The 21,202-nt window shown below is 66.8% G+C and carries 13 protein-coding genes and 1 pseudogene; 10 read left to right on the top strand and 4 right to left on the bottom strand.

Going from position 1 to position 21,202, the window contains the following annotated elements:
- Nucleotides 1–58: 58 nt before the first annotated feature.
- On the bottom strand, nucleotides 59–1,126 hold the full coding sequence (locus ACIBLA_RS26185) for an acyltransferase family protein (protein WP_399200064.1): 1,068 nt from the start codon (nucleotides 1,124–1,126) through the stop codon (nucleotides 59–61).
- A gap of 122 nt (nucleotides 1,127–1,248) precedes the next feature.
- Nucleotides 1,249–5,454, bottom strand: coding sequence for an FG-GAP-like repeat-containing protein (locus tag ACIBLA_RS26180; RefSeq protein WP_399200063.1), 4,206 nt, complete (start codon nucleotides 5,452–5,454; stop codon nucleotides 1,249–1,251).
- A gap of 491 nt (nucleotides 5,455–5,945) precedes the next feature.
- Here ACIBLA_RS26180 and ACIBLA_RS26175 point away from each other — a divergent pair, with 491 nt between their 5' ends.
- The gene (locus ACIBLA_RS26175; protein ID WP_399200062.1) at nucleotides 5,946–12,677 is read left to right on the top strand and encodes a polymorphic toxin-type HINT domain-containing protein; all 6,732 of its coding nucleotides are present in this window, start codon (nucleotides 5,946–5,948) and stop codon (nucleotides 12,675–12,677) included.
- 11 nt (nucleotides 12,678–12,688) lie between these two features.
- Nucleotides 12,689–12,946: a MafI family immunity protein gene (locus ACIBLA_RS26170; RefSeq protein ID WP_363242385.1), complete on the top strand. Its 258-nt coding sequence runs from the start codon at nucleotides 12,689–12,691 to the stop codon at nucleotides 12,944–12,946.
- A 156-nt stretch (nucleotides 12,947–13,102) separates the two neighbouring features.
- Here ACIBLA_RS26170 and ACIBLA_RS26165 read toward each other — a convergent pair.
- Both ACIBLA_RS26165 and ACIBLA_RS26160 read right to left on the bottom strand, forming a co-directional pair.
- Nucleotides 13,103–13,507: pseudogene (locus tag ACIBLA_RS26165) on the bottom strand (tyrosine-type recombinase/integrase); the annotation flags it as partial.
- A gap of 50 nt (nucleotides 13,508–13,557) precedes the next feature.
- On the bottom strand, nucleotides 13,558–13,800 hold the full coding sequence (locus tag ACIBLA_RS26160) for a hypothetical protein (protein ID WP_399200061.1): 243 nt from the start codon (nucleotides 13,798–13,800) through the stop codon (nucleotides 13,558–13,560).
- A 282-nt stretch (nucleotides 13,801–14,082) separates the two neighbouring features.
- Here ACIBLA_RS26160 and ACIBLA_RS26155 point away from each other — a divergent pair, with 282 nt between their 5' ends.
- The 8 genes from ACIBLA_RS26155 to ACIBLA_RS26120 all read left to right on the top strand — a co-directional run bounded on the left by ACIBLA_RS26155 (nucleotide 14,083) and on the right by ACIBLA_RS26120 (nucleotide 21,154).
- Nucleotides 14,083–14,802 (top strand): helix-turn-helix transcriptional regulator, encoded by a 720-nt coding sequence (locus ACIBLA_RS26155; protein WP_363242455.1) that lies wholly within the window; start codon nucleotides 14,083–14,085, stop codon nucleotides 14,800–14,802.
- Between the two features lie 2 nt (nucleotides 14,803–14,804).
- Nucleotides 14,805–15,275 (top strand): NUDIX domain-containing protein, encoded by a 471-nt coding sequence (locus ACIBLA_RS26150; protein WP_363242383.1) that lies wholly within the window; start codon nucleotides 14,805–14,807, stop codon nucleotides 15,273–15,275.
- A gap of 130 nt (nucleotides 15,276–15,405) precedes the next feature.
- Nucleotides 15,406–15,708, top strand: a complete 303-nt coding sequence (locus tag ACIBLA_RS26145) for a DUF4160 domain-containing protein (protein WP_363242382.1) — start codon at nucleotides 15,406–15,408, stop codon at nucleotides 15,706–15,708.
- Between the two features lie 47 nt (nucleotides 15,709–15,755).
- Complete coding sequence (locus ACIBLA_RS26140) at nucleotides 15,756–16,181, top strand: hypothetical protein (protein ID WP_399200060.1); 426 nt, start codon at nucleotides 15,756–15,758, stop codon at nucleotides 16,179–16,181.
- A 308-nt stretch (nucleotides 16,182–16,489) separates the two neighbouring features.
- On the top strand, nucleotides 16,490–16,813 hold the full coding sequence (gene rplU, locus ACIBLA_RS26135) for a 50S ribosomal protein L21 (RefSeq protein ID WP_147873018.1): 324 nt from the start codon (nucleotides 16,490–16,492) through the stop codon (nucleotides 16,811–16,813).
- A 14-nt stretch (nucleotides 16,814–16,827) separates the two neighbouring features.
- Nucleotides 16,828–17,085: a 50S ribosomal protein L27 gene (gene rpmA / locus ACIBLA_RS26130; protein ID WP_363242380.1), complete on the top strand. Its 258-nt coding sequence runs from the start codon at nucleotides 16,828–16,830 to the stop codon at nucleotides 17,083–17,085.
- A gap of 150 nt (nucleotides 17,086–17,235) precedes the next feature.
- A complete protein-coding gene (gene obgE / locus ACIBLA_RS26125) occupies nucleotides 17,236–18,672 on the top strand; it encodes a GTPase ObgE (RefSeq protein ID WP_363242379.1) in 1,437 nt (478 codons plus the stop codon).
- A 436-nt stretch (nucleotides 18,673–19,108) separates the two neighbouring features.
- A complete protein-coding gene (locus ACIBLA_RS26120; RefSeq protein ID WP_363242378.1) occupies nucleotides 19,109–21,154 on the top strand; it encodes a glycosyltransferase family 4 protein in 2,046 nt (681 codons plus the stop codon).
- Nucleotides 21,155–21,202 lie beyond the last annotated feature (48 nt).

Here is a 21,202-nt window from a genome sequence, read left to right as displayed (position 1 = left end):
CTTTCCGATGTCCGAGCAAGTTTCCGACGGTTGAGCTTACTTCCGGGCCGGGGCCCGTTTACGGGCGCGTCCCCGTCTCGTCCCGGCGCAGCGCCCATCGCATCCCCGGCTCCACGACACACCGGAACACCCGGCGTACCGGCGGCGTGCACAGCGCCGTCACCAACAGTGCGGCGGCCAGGGTCACCGCGATCCGGCCCGACTGGGTCTCCAGGAACGGGGCGTCGTAGCCGCCGAGATACCGCGCGCCACGGATGAAGAAGCCGTGCAGCAGATAGCCGTAGAGCGTCCCGGCGCCCAGGGCCGTCATCCACAGCCGACGGCGCGGCACCCACGCCAGGAAGCACGCGCCGAGCACCAGCGCGGCGGCGAACAGGAGCAGGGTCATCGCCGCGCCGGTCCAGACCGGCTCGCCCAGGTCGCGGGCGCTGTAGCTCTTGAACAGCCACGACGTGCTCATACGCGGGACCGACCAGTACGCCACCAGCAGGGCGACCAGGCAGACGGGCAGCGTCGCGACCCGTACCCAGGTGCGACGCAGATACGCGAAGTGCTCGGGGCGCAGCCGCAGGCCCAGAACGAAGAACGGCAGGAACTGAAGCACCCGCATCAACTGGAGGTCGTCCCCGATCCCGGTCGACATCGACGCGAAGGCGGCGACGGCGAGGGCCAGCGGCACCGGCCACCGGACCAGCTGCCAGAACGGGGTCGTGATCCGCCACAGGAAGAGGGCGGGCAGGAACCAGAGGATCCAGTACGGGTCCGTGGGCGTCAGCGGGAACGCGGCATCTTCCACCGCGCGGTGGAAGAGGGTGTACGCCACTTCGAAGATCACGTACGGCACGAGGATCCCGGTGAAAAGCCGCCACACCCGCTTCGGGCTCATGTCGAAGCCGCGTGAGAAATAGCCCGCGATCACGATGAAGACGGGCATGTGGAACACGTAGACGAAGGAGTAGAGAGCCTCGACCACCCGCCCACTGTCCGGCAGCGGCTCCCACGAGTGCCCGACGGCCACCAGCACGATGGCCAGGTACTTCGCGTTGTCGAAGAACGGATCCCGCTCCACGGCACCGCCGGTGGCGGTGGGGGCTTCGGGGCGTTCCTGGGAGAGGGATGAGACCATCACGACACCCTACGGGCTGCCCTTGTAAGGGTGACTCTCCGATCAGCCGTCGGCGCATGCCTGTCCCGGCGGAGGGGGCGCCGGGACAGACATGGAACCGCGTCGGTGATCAATTCGACGGCTCAGATGTATCGACCGAGGATCTCGGACCGGGTGAACCAATTTCCGGGTGGCGACTGCCAGCTCGCCGTCGGTTCGTTGAAGGTGCCGGTCGGTCCGGTGATCCATGTCCACATTTTGATGGTCGAGTCGTCGTTGTAGCGATACATGGCCGCCAGGTCGTCCTGTCCGTTCCCGTCGTAATCCCCGGCCACGATCTTCATCTCGGAGAGCCAGAAGCGGCCTGCCGCCGCTTCCCACAGAACCGTGGGGGATTTGACCGTGCCATTCGCGGTACCGGCGAAAGCATGGACGATGTCGTGACCGTCGGAGAAGTCGTACCAGGTGGCGAAATCATCCCGACCGTCGCCGTTGAAATCGCCGGAGAAGAACTCCGTGCGGGCCCAGTCCCCGTAACCGGTACTGGCCCATGCCTCGACGGGGTGATTGAAACCGCCGGACGGGGCGGTCAGGAACGTCCACATCTTGACGCTGTCGTTGTCGTAGTCGTACAGGACGCCGAGATCGTCCCGACCGTCGCCGTTGAAATCACCGGTAGTGAATTTGCTGCGGCTGACGGCCCAGGTTGTCGTGCTCCACGAACTGAACGGTGCGTTGAATTTCCCACCGAAGTCCGCGGTGAAGGTCCACAGTTTGGTGCTGTCGGTGTACCGGTACCAGACGCCGAGGTCGTCGCGCCCGTCGCCGTTGAAGTCACCCGTGTGCAGGGTCATCCGGTCCAGGGTCCACGAGCCCGCCCAGGAGCTGACCGGCTCGTTGAACGTGCCGTTGCCCTTCCCGATCCAGGTCCAGAGCTTGATCCCGTCGTCGTACTGATAGGCAGCCGCTACATCATCGATGCCGTCACCGTTGTAGTCGCCGGACACGGTCTTCATCTGGCTCCACTCCCAGCCGCCAGCACTCCTTGTCCATGCCGTGACGGGAGCGTTGAAGGAACCGTCCGAATTCGTCCGGAACGCGTGGATTGCGTCATGTCCGTCCGAGTAGTCGTACCAAGACGCGACGTCGCTGCGGCCGTCCGCGTCGTAGTCGTGCCGGATCGCCGTGCCGCTGCTCCACAGGGACTGGCCCTTGACGTTGTAGATCACCAGGTTGCCGCGGTCCTGGAGCAGTGCGAAGCCCTCCGGGGCCGTTGTCTTCGACTCCCACAGCACCGTGCTGCCGTCCGCCTTGTAGACGACGAGGTTTCCGCCGGTCTGCATGATCGCCTTGGCGCCGACGTTGCCCGCCGTCTTCGTCTCCCACAGCGTCTTGCCCGCGTTGGAGGTGATCACGAGGTTGCCGTCGTCGCCCATGGTGAGCTTGGCCGAGCGGGAGGTGAACGACTGGCCGCCGGTCAGGGTCGTGCCCGCCGGGATGCGGGAGCCGCCCGTGATGCCGTCGATGACGAACGAGGCGCCGAAGGAGACGTTGTCCGTGCCCGGTGTCTTGCCCGGCCAGCCGAGCATCGTGTTGTCCGTCTTGCGGGCCCAGAGGTCCGGCTTGCCGTCGCCTGTGACATCGCCCACGGAGCCCACGGCGGGGTACGCGGCGGTGGTGTAGCCGGTGCCGATCTTCACCCGGCCCGCGCTGTTGCCCCAGGTCGTCGGGTCGAGCAGACCGTCGGGGCCCTTCTTGCCGTACGAGCGCCAGATGGTGCCGTTGGCGCTCTCTCGCAGCCACAGATCGGCGATCTGGTCGCCGTTGAGGTCGCCGGGGGCGATGACGGTGAACTTGTCCCAGTCGCCGTTGCCGACCAGGACCGGCTCGCGGGCGACGTCGAGGGAGTACGTGGCGCGGTTGCCGTAGTACGCCCAGAGCTGTTTGCCCTGCTTGACCAGCAGGTCGGGCTGGGTGTCGCCGTTGATGTCACCGGCGGACACGACCTGTTCGGCGTTGTGCCAGTGGTCGTCGCCGGTCCACTCGTCGCCGTAGTCGCAGCCGAGGTCGGGGTCCTTCACGGGGCAGGCGACGCTCAGCTCCGTGTAGTCGTCGGTGATGACACCGGAGCCGTCGTTGGGATAGGCCCAGAGCTTCTGCTTCTTGTCGACGTCGTCGTACTCCAGCGAGACGAGGTCGTTGTAGCCGTCCTGGCCCCAGTCACCGCGCGAGTCGACCTGGCTGCCCGCGAAGGAAGTGCCGCCGCCGTTGGTGGCGGCGGAGAAGCTGCCGTCGCCCTGGCCCGCGTACGTCAGCAGCGTGCCGTTGGAGTCGATGCTCCAGATGTCGCGGTTGGCATCGCCGTTCAGATCGCCGGGGCCGTCGCGCTCCTGCGAACGCGTCGCGTAGTAGACGTAGGTGGCGGTGTCGGACCGGTTGCCCGCCTTGTCGACGCTGAAGGCGTAGACGAAGTGTGGCCCGTAGCCGGGCGGCTTCACCGTGATGGGTACGCCGGGCTTCGCGTCGCGCACCTCGGGGTTGTAGTCGGTGTACCAGCTGTACTGGGCCACGTCGGTGACCCCGTTGGGCGCGAAGGTGAACTTGCCCTCCTCGCGGGCCTTCCCGGTGACGGCCGGCCAGCCGTTCTCACCGGGCGGGAACTTGTTGCCCTCCGAGGTGATCACCGGGGGCTTGCTCGGCCGGGTGCGGTCCATGGTGAACTCGCAGGTGGCCGACCAGCCGGAGTACGCGCCGTCCTGGTCCTTCGTCCGGGTCTTCCAGGTGTAACTGCCGGTCGGCAGGTCGACGTCGGGCACGACCAGGGTGGAGATCTTGTTCTTCGCCGCAGGGATCGACTTGTCCAAGACCGGGGTGCTCGAACCGGACTTGAAGATCTGGAACTCGGCGGTGAGATTGCCGGCGTCCTTGTCGTCGTACTTCGCGTACAGACTGACGCGCGTGTTGCCGATCAATCCGCCGTTCGCGCAGGAGGTCTTGGGGTTGGTGCCCAGACCGGTCGGCGTCTTGGGCGGGTTGTTGTACTTCGTCTCCAGCACCGCGGTCTTCGCGTCGAACTTCTTCCAGCCGAACGTGTCGGTCTCGTCCGCCGCGTACAGACCGAAGTTGACGCTGGACCAGTTCTTCGACGCCGCCTCACGGACCTTGTCCGTGGCGTCGAACTCCAGATTGCCGGCCGCGCAGTCCTTGCTCCAGCCCTTGGAGTCGTCGACGGTGTAGAGCTTGGTGTGCTGCGCGGGCTGGTTGTTCCAGGTGGTCTTGGACGAGATGGGGCCGACGTGGTACAGGTCGACGGGTCTGTCCTGGCACGACCAGGACCAGGTGTTCCTGACCCGGAAGGTCGACGACTTGACCTGGGCACCCTTGATGTTGCTGGTGTCCAGCTGGAAGAAGGAGCGGGAGAGGCCGTTCGTCTCCGCCTCGTATCCGACGCGCACGACCTCCTTGGTGTTCCAGAAGGAGGTGTTCGGATACTTCTTGTACACCCGGGTCCAGTTCTGCCGCTTGCCCCAGGCCCACGACGGGTCGATGTAGACGGGGTACCGGGTGTCCGCGCCGGTCAGCAGCGCCTGATCGGGCTTGATCTCCAGGGTGTCGCCGCTGACGGTGGTGGGCATCTGCGCGTCCTGCGCGCCGGGGGCCGGCTCGAAGACGTCACCGGGTGTCTCCTCCTCGGCCGCGGCGCCGGCCTTGGCCGTGCGGGCCCCGGCCGGGGGATCGTCCGAGCTGATCGTGGTCGAGTCCCACATCAGTGGGGACGGGCTGGTGAAGACGGTCTCACCGGCGGGGTTGACCGCGGTGACACTCCCGGTGTCCGCATCGGTCGAAACGCTCAGTCCGACCGTGTCCAACTTGTACTTCAGTGAGGCCAGTTCGGGGTTGGCCGCCGCCGTCGCTGTCTTGACGACCAAGAGCTGCGAGAAGCCCTCCACCTCCGCCTTGAGCTGGAGATCGACTCCGGGCAGCATCTCGGCGTACGTGGCGACATTGCCGTCCAGGGTGGGCGCCGGCAGCGGCTTCGGCCAGGTCAGCGACAGGGTGCGGCCGTCCTTGACGCCGGTGAGCAGGGCGTCGGACCCGCCACCTGAGAACGTCACGGCCACGGTGGACGCCTTCGGCGAGATCCGGCCGTCGGTGGCGGGCGCGAGCGTCGGATCGGTCGCGATCCACGCCCCGTCGCGCAGCATCCGTATCGGTGTGCCATAACGCTTCACGGAGAACGAACCGTCGGGCTGGGCCCAGGTGTCGGACGACTCGGTGCGGGCGGTCACCAACTCGTAGGGCTGACCGGTGATTTCGGCTTGCTGGAGCGCGTAGTCCTCTTCGCTCATCGAACCGTCGGCGACGGGGTCCGCGGCGGCCGACTGCGATGTCCCGGGGGACGCGGAGGACGGCGACGCCGTAGCCGGCATGGCTATCGCGGCCGGAGCGATGATGGCCCCGGCGAGGACGATCGGTAGAACACGTTTCGGCCAATGTCTCTCTCTTGGCCCGTCGCTTGTCGTTCGCACGACACCTTCCCCTCTGATTTGGCGTTGTCGCGCGGTGACTCTATAGCGACGCGCTGTAACTCCGGCCAGGGGTGGGTTTCGTTCGGCGGTTCGCTCGTGAATGGCCCGCCGTTGCAGACCCTTTACATCTTCAAGTGGGTCAAGTGTGTTGAGTTTCCAGCAAATCGGATGGAGGGAGGCTGGGCATTCATGGCCATGTCGGGAAGCAATTACTTTGTGCTGTTTATGACTTGTGAAGATCTGTTGACACGGCCTTCACCTGTGCTGTTACTGTCCGTCGGTCACTATTGACATTACGCAAGGGGTGGGGCGTGAGCCGTTTCGGCATGCGGGGATGGGTGGTCGTACTGGCCACCTCGGTGATGGCCGGAATGCTGTCCGCAGCCCCGGCAGTTGTGGCGGAGGCGGATTCCGGCACGTCGCTCTCCGCCCTGAAGCAGCCCGCTGCCGTACCCGTACGCAAAGCCGGAATCGGCGGCACCAAGCGCGCCGACGCCGCCGCGTCGAACCGTTGGAAAACCCCGAAGGTCACCTGGCCGGGAGCCGGGTCGGCGACCGTCGACCTGACCGGGCCAGCGGCCAAGGGCGCCGTACGCGAGGCGGGTTCGCTCCCCGTCTCGGTCGCGGCCACCTCCACAGGCAAGGCGGCCAAGCTCACCAAGCTCACCAAGGTGAAGGTCGCTGTTGCCGACCGCACCGCCACCGACGCGGCTGGTGTCGACGGCCTGCTGCTCAGCGTCAGCCGGGCCGACGGCGCCGCCGGGACGGGCAAGGCGCGTGTCGCGGTCGACTACTCGTCCTTCCGCGGTGCGTACGGCGGTGACTGGGCCTCCCGGCTGCGGCTGGCCGAGCTGCCCGCCTGCGTGCTGACGACCCCTCAGAAGGCTGCCTGCCGCACGGGCAAGCCGCTCGCCACGGACAACGAAACCACGTCCGGCCGCCTCACGGTCACCGTCGACGTCTCAGGTGCCGGAGCCACGGTGCTCGCCGCCGCCGCCGAAGCTGCCGGCCCCTCGGGCGACTACAAGGCGACCTCGCTCCAGCCGTCCGGCACATGGAGCGCCGGCGGGTCCACCGGCGCCTTCAACTGGTCCTACCCCATCGGCGTACCCGCCGTCCCTGGCGGACTCCAGCCCTCCGTCGGCCTCGGCTACAACTCCCAGACGGTGGACGGCCGTACGGCGGCCTCGAACAACCAGCCGTCCTGGATAGGCGACGGCTGGTCGTACGAGCCCGGATACATCGAGCGCCGCTACAAGGCGTGCAACGACGACAAGACGGACGCCACCAACACCACCAAGGTCGGCGACCTCTGCTGGTACAACGACAACGCCGTACTCAACCTCGGCGGCAAGTCCACCGAACTCGTCCACGACAGCGAGAAGGGCTGGCACCCCGCCCAGGACGCGGGCGAGAAGGTCGAGAAGCTCACCGGCGCGGACAACGCCGACAAGGGCACCGCCGGTTCCAAGGGCGAGGGCGGCTCGGGCGAGCACTGGAAGATCACCACCACCGACGGCACCCAGTACTTCTTCGGGCTGAACAAGCTGCCGGGCTGGAGCGACAACGGCACCGCCGCCGACGACCCGCTCACCAACTCCGTCCTCACCGCCCCGGTGTTCGGCAACCAGACCGGTGAGCCCTGCTACGACTCCTCCTTCGCGTCCGCGTGGTGCCAGCAGGCGTGGCGCTGGCAGCTCGACTACGTGGTCGACGTGCACGGCAACGCGATGACGTACCACTGGAAGACGGAGAAGAACAACTACGGCCGCAACGTCTCCGAGACCACTGGCGACTCCACCGCCACCGACTACGTCCGTGGCGCCTACCTCGACCACATCGACTACGGTCTGCGTGCGGGCAGCCTCTTCTCCGCCAAGGCCGCGGGTCAGGTCCACTTCGGTGTGGAGGAGCGGTGCCTGGTCGACTGCGGAACGTTCGACGAGGCGAACGCCAAGAACTGGCCCGACGTGCCGTTCGACCAGTACTGCAAGGACGGCGCCGAGTGCAAGGACAAGTACTCGCCCACCTTCTGGTCGAAGAAGCGGCTGACCACCATCACCACCAAGGTGCTCACGGCAGGCGCGTACAAGGACGTCGACTCGTGGTCGCTCAAGCAGGGCTTCCCCGCGGCGGGCGACGGCATCTCCACCCCGATGTGGCTGGAGTCCATCACCCGCACCGGCAAGGCGGGCGGCAGCAGCGCACTGCCCTCGGTGACCTTCGCCGGCCAGCAGAAGCCCAACAGGGTCGACAAACTCGGCGACGGTCTCGCCCCATTCATCCGGCTGCGGCTCTACCAGATCACCACCGAGTCCGGCGGCACCATAGCCGTCGACTACCGGGACCCCGACTGCACCGCCACGAGCCTGCCGCCGACGGACGACTCCAACAGCACGCGCTGTTACCCGGTCAAGTGGGCCTTTGAAGGTGAGACCGCCAAACAGGACTGGTTCAACTCCTATGTCGTCGAGCGCGTCTACGAGGGCGACAACCTCGCGGAAACCCCCGACACCGTCACCGAGTACGACTACCTCGGCGGCGCCGAATGGGCGAAGAGCACCGACGAGTTCACCAAGGCCGCCGACCGTACGTACTCCCTCTCCCGTGGATACGGACGGGTCGAGACCCGCAAGGGCGCCGGTGCCGATACCCGGTTCCTGAGCGAGACGCGCTACTTCCGGGGCATCGACGGCGCCGAGGTGAAGAACTCGGCAGGCGACGCCGTCACCGACCGGGAGCAGTTCGCCGGGGTACAGCGCGAGAGCGCCACCTACAACGGGGACGGCGGTTCGCTCGTCAGCGCGGTGTCGTACACCCCGTGGCGCTCGGCGAAGACCGCCACCCGTGCCCGCACCGGGCTGCCGGATCTTGAGGCGTATCTCACCGGCACGGAGGCGGAGGAGACCCGCACCACCGTCGCGGGCGGCACACGCACCGTCCGCACCACGCGCGAGTTCGACTCGTACGGCATGGTCACCAGCGTCTCCGCGCTCGGCGACACCGCCAAGAGCGGCGACGAGCAGTGCACCACCACGACGTACGCGCGCAACACGACCAGCCGGCTGCTGGACAAGGTGTCGCGCTCGGAGACCGTCGCCGCCGCCTGCGGAGCCGCGGTCAGCCGCCCGGACGACGTGATCGACGACGTACGCACGTACTACGACGGACTGGCGCTGGGAGCGGCACCGACCGACGGTGACGTCACCAAGACGGAGCGGATCAATGGCAAGGGCGACGGCTACGACACCGTCACCTCGACGCCCAGCACGTGCGGGGCGGCGAAGGACGAGCTGTGTTTCGACCAGTACGGCCGCCAGTTGGCGGAAGCCGACGCGTACGGCAAGGTCACCAGCACCGTCCACACGCCCGCCACCGGTGAGGTGCCCACCACCGTCGCCGTGACCAACGCGCTCGGCCACACTGTCACCACCACCCTGGACCCGCTGCGTGCCCAGGCTCTGACGGTCACCGACGCCAACGACCGGGTCACCACGAGCGTCTACGACCCGCTCGGGCGCGTCACCAAGACCTGGCTGCCCAACCGTGCGGCGGCGACCAACCCCGACTCCCCGAACTACTCGTTCGCCTATCTGATCCGCCGTGACAACGTCAACGTCGTCACCACCACCAAGCTCACCCACGACGCCAAATACGCGACCAGCTATGCCTTTTATGACGGACTGCTGCGGCCGAGACAGACGCAGGAGGAGTCGCCGGACCGCTCGGGCCGGCTGATCACCGAGAGCTTCCACGACACCCGCGGACTCGCGGACCGCTCCTCCGGTACGTATTACGCGACCGGGCCCGCCGAACCGGTCCTGGTCACCGGCCAGGAGACGAAGTACCCGGCGCACACCGAGACCCTTTTCGACGGCGCGGGACGCCCGACCGACGTCATCTCCAAGAAGTTCACGGACGAGACGAAGCGCACGACGACGTCGTACACCGGCGACACCACGACGGTCGTGCCGCCGAAGGGCGCCACAGCCACCACGACGGTGGTCGACGCGCTGGGCCGTACGACGGAGCTGAAGCAGTACACGGACGCGGAACGTACGACCTCGCAGACCACCGCTTACGCGCACGACAAGAAGGGCCGTCTCGCGGAGGTCACGGACCCGTCCGGCGCCAAGTGGACGTACGGCTACGACATCCGGGGTCGCCAGACCACCAACACCGACCCGGACAAGGGCAGTTCGACCACGACGTACGACAAGGGCGACCGAGCCACCGACACGCTCGACGCGCGTGGCATCACGCTGCACACCGACTACGACGACCTCGGGCGGCAGACCGCACTCAAGAAGGGGACGACCACGCTCGCGACGTGGTCGTACGACACGGCGTCCCGGGGCAAGGGCCAGGTCGCCAAGACCACGCGCCACGTCGGCGCCAACGCCTACGAGACCGCGGTCACCTCGTACGACGCCTTCTACCAGCCGATCCTCACGCAGATGACGATCCCGGCGAACGAGGGTGCGCTGGCGGGCACCTACAAGTGGACCACCGGCTACAACCCCATCAGCGGGCAGGTGGCGCGCACCGAGCAGCCGGCGATGGGCGGGCTGCCGGCGGAGCGGGTCGCCAACACCTACACACCGGTCCATGGGCAGTTGGACACGGTGGGCGCGGGTGCGGACGCGCTGGTCTCGGACGTCACGTACGACCACTACGGCCGCGCAATCATCCAGAAGATGGGCGCCTTCGCCCAGTCGATCTCGGTGGCGAGCGAGTACGACGAGCACACCAGTGAATTGACCCGCAGCTACATCGACCGCGAGGTCGCTCCGCAGCGCGTCGAGGACACGTCGTACACGTACGACCCGGCGGGCAACATCAAACAGATCGCGACGGCGTACGGCCAGGATGTGACCCGCACGACGGACACGCAGTGCTTCGCGCTCGACCAACTGCGCCGCATCACGGAGGCCTGGACGAACACGGGCACGACCTGCGCGGCGGCCCCCTCCTCCTCGGTGGTCGGCGGCCCGGACGCGTACTGGACCACGTACGCGTACGACGCGGTGGGCAACCGCAAGACCGAAACCGAGCACACGACGGACACGGTCCGCACGTACGCCGCCCCCGACGCGGGCAAGCACAACCTCCCGTCGGTCACCCAGACGGGCACGGTGCCGCGCACGGAGACGTACACGTACGACGCGGCGGGCAACACGGAGACCCGCAAGATCGGCAACGCCGACAAGCAGACCTTCGTGTGGGACGACGAGGGCCACCTGGGCTCGGTCACGAAGGTCACGGACACCACGTCGTACGTCTACGACACGGCCGGCGAGCGGATGATCCGGCGTGACGCGACGGGCACCACGCTCTACCTGCCCGGCGGCAACGAACTCCACCTGGACAAGGCCGGCAAGGTCACGGGTACCCGCTACTACGCGGCGGGCGAGCAGACGGTCGCGATGCGCACGGGGGGCAAGCTGACGTTCCTGCTCAGCGACCACCACGGCACGGCGACCACCCAGATCACGGCGGACCCGACCCAGGCGATCACACGCCGCAAAACGACGATCTTCGGCGCCCCACGCGGAACGCAGCCCCCGACCTGGGCGGGCGACAAGGGCTTCGTGGGCGGCACGATCGACAAGACGACGGACCTGACACATCTGGGCGCCCGCGAATACGACCCACCGATCGGCCGCTTCATCAGCGTGGACCCGATCCTCGACCTGGCGGACCCGCAACAGACACACGGCTACACGTACGGGAACAACAACCCGGTGTCGTTCTCGGACGCGACGGGCTTGCGGCCGGACGGGCCGGCGGGCGGGGCGGACTACAACGACCATCGCTACGAGACGGAGAGAGGAACCGAATACACATACAACGACGAGGGAGGCGGCTACGCCGGCGGATGGTTCGTCGACTCGGCCGGTGGTTGGAGCTATCGCCACGAGGGATACGTCGGCAATAGCCATAAGGCATTGGCCACCACGACGATATGGTCGTGGCGCGCAAAGGCCCAGGGCTACAGCTATAAGCAGGGCTGGTCGAACAAGTTCTACAACAGGAAGAAGCCGCAGAATTTCTACACGAAATTCGTGGCGCCCGCGCTGACTTCATTGCTCCTCCCCGATGTTGAATCTTGGGGTGAGTGCTTCGGCTCCGGTTCTGTGTCCGGCTGCGCTGAGGCAAGCACGGACGTTGCCTTCCTCAAGGTGTTCAAGCTGCTGAAGGCGGCGAAAGGCGGAGTCAAGGGCGGCAAGAAAGTCGATGGAGACGCGCCTTCTTCCTGTGCGAGGCCTCACAGCTTCCTGCCCGGCACCAAGGTGCTTCTAGCAGACGGAAGCACCAAGAACATCGAAGATGTCGAAGAGGGCGACAGGGTTGTCGCCTCCGACCCGGACACCGGCGAGACCAAACCCAAAGAAGTCATCGAGACAATCCTCACCGAGGATGACAAGGCCTTCACCGAGCTGACGGTCGACGCAAACGGCAAGCAGGCCACGATCGTCGCCACGGACACCCACCCGTTCTGGTCGCTGGACGAGAAGAAGTGGATCAACGCCGGCGACATCCGCCCCGGCATGGAGTTGCGTACGCCCGCCAAGGCGGGTGTGGAAGTCGACGAGGTTCGCCACTACAAGAAGCGACAGCGCACCCACGACCTCACCGTCAACGACATTCACACGTACTATGTGGTCGCTGGTCAGATGCCGGTTCTCGTTCACAACAGCAATTGCGCTGGCGTCGGACGTGACTTGATTGGCGGGCAAGAGCAGTTCCACATCATTCACGGTGACAGAACGGGTGGTGGCCATAAGTGGCCGGGACAGCCTGGAAAGACCGTGTTTCCGCGCGCCTGGGACACTGACAAGATCCTCGACGGCATTGCCGATGTGGCGACCAGTCCTAACAGCGTCAGAACGCAGCAGACAGGGCGAGCTGGAGCCCTGTACACGAGGAACGGGGATCCGTCACGGTGGAAGGTTGAAGGAGTAGTGGACGGCGTGAACATCAGGGTCATTTACGAACCTGCAACGGGCCGAATTGTGACCGGCTTCCCGTATCGACCCTGACTGGAGGCGCAGTGGAAGCCGTAGAGTACGCCGCCAAGATCGAAGCGCTGCTAGAGGAATCTCCCATCACTGCGCCTTCAGTCGCAGTTGACGTGCGAGACCTTCTGGCGGCCGGAGAGTTCGCCTTAGCTTTCGACACGATGTGCTCATGGATTTACGAAGACGAGTTGTCGATTAGCAAGGAGTATTACGAGCGGCTCGTTCGGCTGTCGGGAGACCTCGGATCTCTTGATCTAATCGCGCGAATGCGTGAGCTGGTAACGGGATAAGCGAGTGCGTGCGCTCCCGCAGCCGATTCGGATTGGGGTGCGTCGTGATCGTCTGATACGGGCCGGATCGGAGTGAGCGACCGCAAACCTGAAGCCCCGCCAGGTGCGTCCTGGCGGGGCTTCAGCGTGGGGTGACGGCAGTAGTTGACGGCAACGTCAGCGGACGGCGGCTCCGACGAGGGGTGGTTCGTCGCCGTCGTCGGGCTTGCCGGTGATCTCGGCGGGGTTGCGGAGCGCGTGGCCGAGGAGGGCGATGGCGTCGCGTTGGAGGCGGATCCTGACGGGGGCGTACACGGTGGCGGTGACGCCGATGTGGGCGTGGCCCAACAGCTCCTTGATCACGACGAGTTCCACTCCCTGCTCCAGGAGGAGGGTCGCCGTCGAGTGGCGGAGGTCGTGGAACCGGATGCGGCGGAGCTTTGCCTGGCGGAGCAGGGTGTTGAAGTGCCGGGTGAGGGTGGCCCCTTCGATCGGAGCGCCGTCCGGGCGGGTGAAGACATAGCGGCTGTCCTTCCACTCCGTCCCCGCTGCCTCACGTTCCTTGCGCTGTCGGTCGCGGTGCTGATCGGGCTGAAGCGTCCAGGTCTCGTAGCGCAGGACCGAGCGAGGGGTCACCGTCCCCACCTCCGGTTGGCCACGGCCACCTTCGCACTCAACTCCTCCGTCGGAGTCGGCGTACGTACGTCCTCGGGCGGCACGTCCCACTCCCGGCCACCGTGCGCTGGCCGAAGCTGCACGTACGGCCCCGTATGCCCCATCACCACGCCCACCTTGCCGCTCCGCCGGTCGACCACCAGGGCGCCGGCATCGGGCGAGACGGTGTGCCCGTCGCCATCAGAGGTGGGGGCCGTCATCGTGACCACCCCTGCGAGGCGGCGCGGGACCGGGTGTCCAGTCGCAGGGCGGGAACACATGGGCTGGCACTCATTCGCACGGTGACGCTCCTCGGCGGCGTTGATGCGTGCCCCCGGGCCTGTTGGTGTCGCAGGGTCGGCACCGATCCTCACGCCGGTCACCGGGACGCAGGAACCTCCGCCAAACCCCACTTCGGGACGTCCTGCACCGTGTAGAACGTCCCTAGTGCCGTCCTGAGACGAAGAGGGAGACTCGTGCCGAACGAGAGACTACGAGCCGTCATGGCGGCGGGAGGCTGGACGTACGCCGCACTCGCTCAGCAGGTCGAGGTCGACCCCAAGTCGGTCGAGCGCTGGGTGAACCTCGGGCGTATCCCACGTCGTGCCACCGCCCTCCAGGCGGCCAAGGCCTTGGGAGAAGACGTGCACGCACTCTGGCCGGCGCTCCGCCAGGCCCGCCCCGCCCGCGCCATCAGCCCTGAGCTGGTGGCGCTCTACGAGCAGCGGGCCGACCTCCCCGTCTCGGCGTTCACCGACCTGATGGCCCAAGCCGGGGAGCGGATCGATATCCTCGTCTACGCGGCCGTCTTCCTCCACGAGGCGTACCCGCGGCTGAACGAACTCCTCACCGAACGCGCCGCCGAAGGCTGCACCGTCCGCATCGCGATCGGGGACGCCGACAGCGATACCGTCCAAGCCCGGGGCAAGGAGGAGCGGTTCGGGCACGGCATCGAGTCTCGCTGCCGCCTCGCGCTCATGCACTACAGGCCGCTCGCCGGTACTCCCGGCATCGAAGTCCGCTCCCACGAAACCACGCTCTACAACTCCCTCTATCGCGCCGACGACCAGCAGCTCGTCAACGCCCATGTCTGGGGCGTCAACGCGTACGCCGCCCCCATATGGCATCTTCGCCGACACGAGACAGGCGGCATGTTCGACACCTACGCCGAGAGCTTCAACGCCGTGTGGGCGACGGCAACCCCCGTACGAGAGGAAGGCTGACCGTGGCCCGCACCGAGTACTACGACGACCCGAACGCGCCCAAGCCGAACAGCATGGTTGTCGCCGCGTCCGCCGTCGTCACCGACGACCACGGGCGGATCCTCCTCCAGCGCCGCCGCGACAACGACCTGTGGGCCCTGCCCGGAGGCGGCATGGATTTCACCGACTCCCTGCCAGGCACAGCCGTCCGCGAGGTCAAGGAAGAGACCGGCCTCGACGTCGAGATCACTGGCCTGGTCGGCAGCTACACCGACCCGAAACACATCATCGCCTACACCGACGGCGAGGTCCGCCGCCAGTTCAACGTCTGCTTCACCGCCCGCATCACCGGCGGCCGGCTGGCAATCTCCGACGAGTCCACCGAGCTCAGGTTCGTACCGCCGCAAGAGATCGAGCAGTTGCCGATGCACCACACTCAATGGCTCAGGCTCCAGCACTTCCTGGAACAGCGCGAAAGCCCCTACTTGGGCTGAGCCACGTGACGGCAGTAGCGACGGCAACAACCCCGCACAACCACGGACACCCACGCACTTCACCGGACCAACAAACTGCGCTTGACCTGCGAAAAAGCAGGTAGAGGGGTCCGCGTAGCACACGTACTATGTGCTGGCGGGTAACTTGCCGGTCCTGGTGCACAACGCGGGTGGGGATAGCGCTAAAGGGCGCATTGTGAACCAAAGTGGCATCCGGATCGTCATCTACTCGAATGATCACGGTCCGCCTCACGCTCATGTCTACGGCGGCGGCAAAGATACGAAGATCGGGCAGAACGGGAAGCCCGTCAAGGGCTCGCCCGAACTGACCTCCAAGCAAAGGGATGTCGTGGAGGCAAACCTCTCTCACATCCGAAAATCAATCCGCTCCGACATGGCTCAGCACCGGCAGAACACGGATGGATGCAAATAGTGGGTCTCGCGTTTGATCGGCTGGCCGAGGCGCTCCAGATTCGTACGGTGGACGAATCCGATGAACATGCTCGTTGGGAGGTCTATCGTACGGCTGTGTCAGATGAAGCAATGCTCGACCTCCTCCATGAGGCTCTCAGGGAAGAGCCGGAATCAGCCTTGGTTTCGGCCGTCGTTGTATCGGTCCTGGAGCGTATTGATAGAACCAGGCGCATCAAATGGGTCGATATCCTCAGTGATGAACACAAAGTTTTTGCGAGTCGGCGATCCGCGGAGCTCGGAATCCTTGAGGATTTCAGGTCGGAAAGCATTTCGATGACGACCGTACGCGATTCTATCCACGGGTGGTCGGACTGGTTGCAATTGAAGATTGCAGAATCTGTCCGGATCCCAGACGTTCTCGACTGCCTGAGCCGTGAAGGCAGGACAAAGCGAATCAGGAGAATCGCGAATGAGTCGCTGCGGGCGGTATGAGATGAAAGCCTCGATTTCGAGGCCCGGTTGCTGGAGCGGGTGGCTTTCGCGCGTGGCCCACTCGGTGGCGAGCGGTGGCGTACTCAGGGGCCGGCCTGCGGCGGCTGCCGCAGGCAACAGGTACCTGGTTTGACCCCCCACCCAGCCGCCCCGTACTCTTGACCGTCGGCGTGTCTCTGTGCGCGCCTGCTCCTGAGCACCTCACCTGCCGGTGGCTGTCCTCGACGCCGTCGGCGGAGGCCGCTCGTCCCATCCGGATGCGGCGGCTGGCTTCAGGAGTACCCGATTCGAGCGAGAGTGAGATCCGCGTGTACGCCATCGTGCGCAGCGGTGGTCGTCAGCACAAGGTTGCTGTTGACGACATCGTTGAGGTTGACAAGATTCCCACTGCCAAGGTTGGCGACACGGTCGAGCTCTCGACCCTGCTCGTGGTCGACGGCGACGCCGTGACCAGCGACCCGTGGGTCCTGGACGGCATCAAGGTCACCGCCGAGGTCGTGGACCACCACAAGGGTGCGAAGATCGACATCCTTCGCTACAAGAACAAGACCGGTTACCGCCGTCGTCAGGGTCACCGCCAGCAGTACACGGCGATCAAGGTCACCGCTATTCCCGCGGCTGCGAAGAAGTAAGGGACTGAGGAGACATGGCACACAAGAAGGGCGCATCGTCCACCCGTAACGGGCGCGACTCGAACGCTCAGCGGCTCGGCGTGAAGCGCTTCGGCGGTCAGGTCGTGCTCGCCGGTGAGATCCTCGTCCGCCAGCGTGGCACCCACTTCCACCCCGGTTCGGGTGTGGGCCGTGGTGGCGACGACACGCTGTTCGCGCTCGCCCCCGGAGCGGTCGAGTTCGGTACGAGCCGTGGCCGCAAGGTCGTGAACATCGTTCCGGTCGCCGAGTAGTTCGGTACCCGTAGAGCGATTTCGATCGGTTTCTCGCGAGGGCGGACCTCACTTCCCGTACAGGGAAGCGGGTCCGCCCTTCGCTTGTTCCACTGTCTGAAGGCAAGTGCCTGAAGGCAAGACTTTCCGTACGTAACTGGAGGCACCACCATGACCACCTTCGTGGACCGCGTCGAGCTGCATGTCGCCGCGGGTAGCGGAGGCCACGGCTGCGCCTCCGTCCACCGTGAGAAGTTCAAGCCGCTCGGCGGCCCCGACGGCGGCACCGGCGGCCGGGGCGGAGACGTCACCCTGGTCGTCGACCAGTCGGTGACCACGCTCCTCGAGTACCACCACTCGCCGCACCGCAAGGCCACCAACGGCCGGCCCGGCGAGGGCGGCAACCGGTCCGGCAAGGACGGTCAGGACCTCGTCCTGCCCGTCCCCGACGGGACGGTCGTCCTCGATAGGAAGGGCAACGTCCTCGCCGACCTCGTCGGCCAGGGCACCGCCTACGTCGCCGCCGAGGGCGGCCGGGGCGGTCTCGGCAACGCCGCTCTCGCCTCCGCCCGCCGCAAGGCCCCCGGCTTCGCGCTCCTCGGCGAGCCCGGCCGCTCCGGCGACATCGTCCTGGAGCTGAAGACCGTCGCCGACGTCGCGCTCGTCGGCTATCCGAGCGCGGGCAAGTCGTCGCTGATCTCCGTGCTCTCCGCGGCCAAGCCCAAGATCGCCGACTACCCGTTCACCACGCTCGTCCCCAACCTGGGCGTCGTCACGGCCGGTTCGACCGTCTACACCATCGCGGACGTCCCCGGTCTGATTCCGGGCGCCAGCCAGGGCCGCGGTCTCGGTCTGGAGTTCCTGCGCCATGTGGAGCGCTGCTCCGTCCTCGTACACATCCTGGACACCGCCACGCTGGAGTCCGACCGCGATCCCATCTCCGACCTCGACATGATCGAGGAGGAGCTGAAGCAGTACGGCGGCCTCGAAGACCGCCCCCGTATCGCGGTCCTCAACAAGATCGACATCCCGGACGGCCTGGACCTCGCCGAGATGATCCGTCCCGAGCTGGAGGCGCGCGGCCTGCGCGTGTACGAGGTGTCCGCCGTGGCCCGTACCGGCCTCAAGGAGCTCTCCTTCGCGCTCGCCGAAACCATCGCCGCCCAGCGCGCCGCCAAGCCCGTGGAGGAGGCCACCAGGGTCGTCATCCGGCCCAAGGCGGTCGACGACTCGGGCTTCACCGTCGAGCTGGAGGAGGACGGCCTCTACCGCGTACGCGGCGAGAAGCCCGAACGCTGGGTCAGGCAGACCGACTTCAACAACGACGAGGCGGTCGGCTATCTCGCGGACCGGCTCAGCCGGCTCGGTGTCGAGGCCGAACTGATGAAGGCTGGCGCCCGCTCCGGTGACGGTGTCGCGATCGGCCCCGAGGACGACGCGGTCGTCTTCGACTGGGAGCCGACGGTGATGGCCGGCGCCGAGATGCTCGGCCGGCGCGGCGAGGACCACCGTCTGGAGGCGCCCCGACCGGCCGCCGTACGGCGCAGGGACCGGGACGCGGAACGGGACGAGGCGGACAAGGAGTACGACGACTTCAAGCCGTTCTAGCTGTTCTGGCTGTTCGATGTCTGTTCGGACCGGGTGCGGACCCGGTGCGGACCCCATGCGAATCCGCTGCGAATCCAGTTCGAGCGTAGGCCGGTCGCGGCTCGAACCGGATACCCGTTCGGTTCCGTAAGCGTCGATTTCGAGCCGTGACGCCACCCGCAACCAAGGCCGTGGCCCGCTCCCGAGGGAGCGGGCCACGGCCTTCGTCGTGCGCGGTCCCCGCGACGCGCGGCGTGGCCGAAAGACAACTGCGCGCATGGAGCGATATGGCCGGAATAATGGGCATGCGGTTCCTTTTCAAGTGCTCACCACAACTGTCGGCCGCGTTCGCCTGTCTTGCATGAGGGGGCGGCCGGCGGGCCGCGTGAACCCGTCCGGATCTGAAGGGGAACTTGGGAACGACCGCCCAGGATCTCGTACACCGAACGGAGCGTTGATGAAGATCTCCTTCCTCATCCACACCATCTATGGCATCGGCGGCACCATCCGCACCACGCTGAACCTCGCGGAGGAGTTCGCCGAGCAGCATGAGGTGGAGATCGTCTCCGTCTTCAAGCACCGGCCCGTTCCGCTCTTCGACATCGACCCGCGCATCACTCTCGTCCCGCTCGTCCACACCTGGAAGGAGTCCCCCACGTACGAGAAGGACCACCCGCTCCATCTCCAGCCCGCCGAGTACTTCCCTCGGCACGAGGCCCGCTACCGCGAGTACAGCAAGCTGACCGACGAGCGCGTCAGGGACCACTACGCGGACTCGGACGCCGACGTCGTCATCGGGACCCGGCCCGGACTCGCCGCGTACGTCGCCCAGTTCGCCCCGGCCAGCGCCGTGCTCATCGGCCAGGAGCACATGACGTACAACCACCACAAGCCCGCGCTGCGCAACGAGATGTACCAGCACATCGACGCGCTCGACGCGTACGTCACCGTCTCCGAGGGCGACGCCGCCGTCTACCGCGCGCAGATGCCGCTGCCCGCGACCCGCGTGCTCGCCGTCTCCAACAGCGTCCCCGAGCCGCCGATCGAGCCGTCCACCGGCTCGGGCACGACGATCGTCGCCGCCGGGCGGCTCTCCGCCGAGAAGCAGTACAGCGTGCTCGTCGACGCCTTCGCCAAGGTCGTCGCCGCGCGCCCGGAGTGGGACCTGCGGATCTACGGCGCGGGACCGGAGAAGGAGAACCTCCGCCGGCAGATCGACCGGCTCGGCCTCTACAACAGCGTGCGTCTCATGGGCTCGGTCTCGCCCATCGAGCCGGAGTGGGCGAAGGGTGCCATCGCCGCGTCCACCTCGCGCCACGAGTCCTTCGGCATGACGCTCGTGGAGGCCATGCGCTGCGGGCTGCCGGTCGTCAGCAGCGACTGCGACTACGGCCCTCGGGAGATTCTCCAGCACGGAGTGGACGGCCTGTTGGTGCCGGTCTCGGATCCCGGTGCGGTCGCCGACGCGCTGCTCACGCTCATCGACGACGAACCGCTGCGCCGCCGGATGAGCGCGGCGGCCGTACGCAACGCCTCCCGCTTCGACCCCGGCCAGGTCGCCAAGAAGTACGAGGAGTTGTTCGGCGAGCTGCGGACGGTCGCCGCCCAGCGCGCGGCCCTGGGCGACTTCGCACCGGTCGCCGACTGTGTGGTGGAGCCCGGTGGCGCGCTGGCCGTCTCCCTCGTCGCCCCGCAGGCCGCGGCGGTCGTCCATGAGGGGATGAAACTGGTCTGCGTACGCGCCGACATCCGTACGGAGGCGCGCGTCTTCCCGCTGTCCGGCAACGGCGCGGTCACGATTCCGGCGGACACGGAGTTCACCGAGGGCGTCTGGGAGTGCTTCGCCGAACTCCCGGAATCCGGACGCCGGGTGCGGATCACGGCCCGCTCCATCGACCAGCGCGGCGCGATGAGCGCCTGCGAACGCGCGCGGCGCGGCGAGGACGGGGAGCCCGTCCACAATCTCGTCCCGTACGCGAGCCGGCCCCACAAGCACCTCACGCTCCGCTCATGGGTCCGGCCGATCCACGCGGAGGCCGGTGACATCCGCGTCGACGGCAAGCGCATCACGCTCGCGGGTGAGCTTTTCGGTGCGGGCGCGATGGTGCGGGAGCCCTCGCTGGTGGTACGCCGACGGGGCAAGCCCGCCGAGGAGTTGACGTACGCGGGCAGCAGACAGGGGGAGCGGGGATTCCGCTTCACCTTCCCCGCTTCGGGACCGGCCGGGCGGCAGATCGCCACGTCGGAGTCGTGGGACCTGCTGCTCAAGTACGCCCCGGACGCCGCGCCGGTGAAGGTCGCGCGGGTGCTCGACGACGTGGTGGAGAAGCGGCCGATCTACGAATATCCGTTCACGGAAGTGCGCAAAAGCAGACCGTGGGGACCGTTGCGCAGAGTGGTCCGTAAACTGAGGAGCCGGCCGGCCCAGTGGGTGCGGGTACGAATCATGTACATGGGGACCAACGACCTCATCGTCAACGTGGCGGACGCACCGCTGAAATAGCGCGGCAATCTTTCCATGGAGAGCTGAAACACCGGACGAGCAGGGGAT

The sequence above is a fragment of the Streptomyces sp. NPDC050433 genome, from assembly GCF_044458565.1.
Taxonomy (GTDB): domain Bacteria; phylum Actinomycetota; class Actinomycetes; order Streptomycetales; family Streptomycetaceae; genus Streptomyces.
This window is presented reverse-complemented; position numbering and strand designations above follow the sequence as displayed.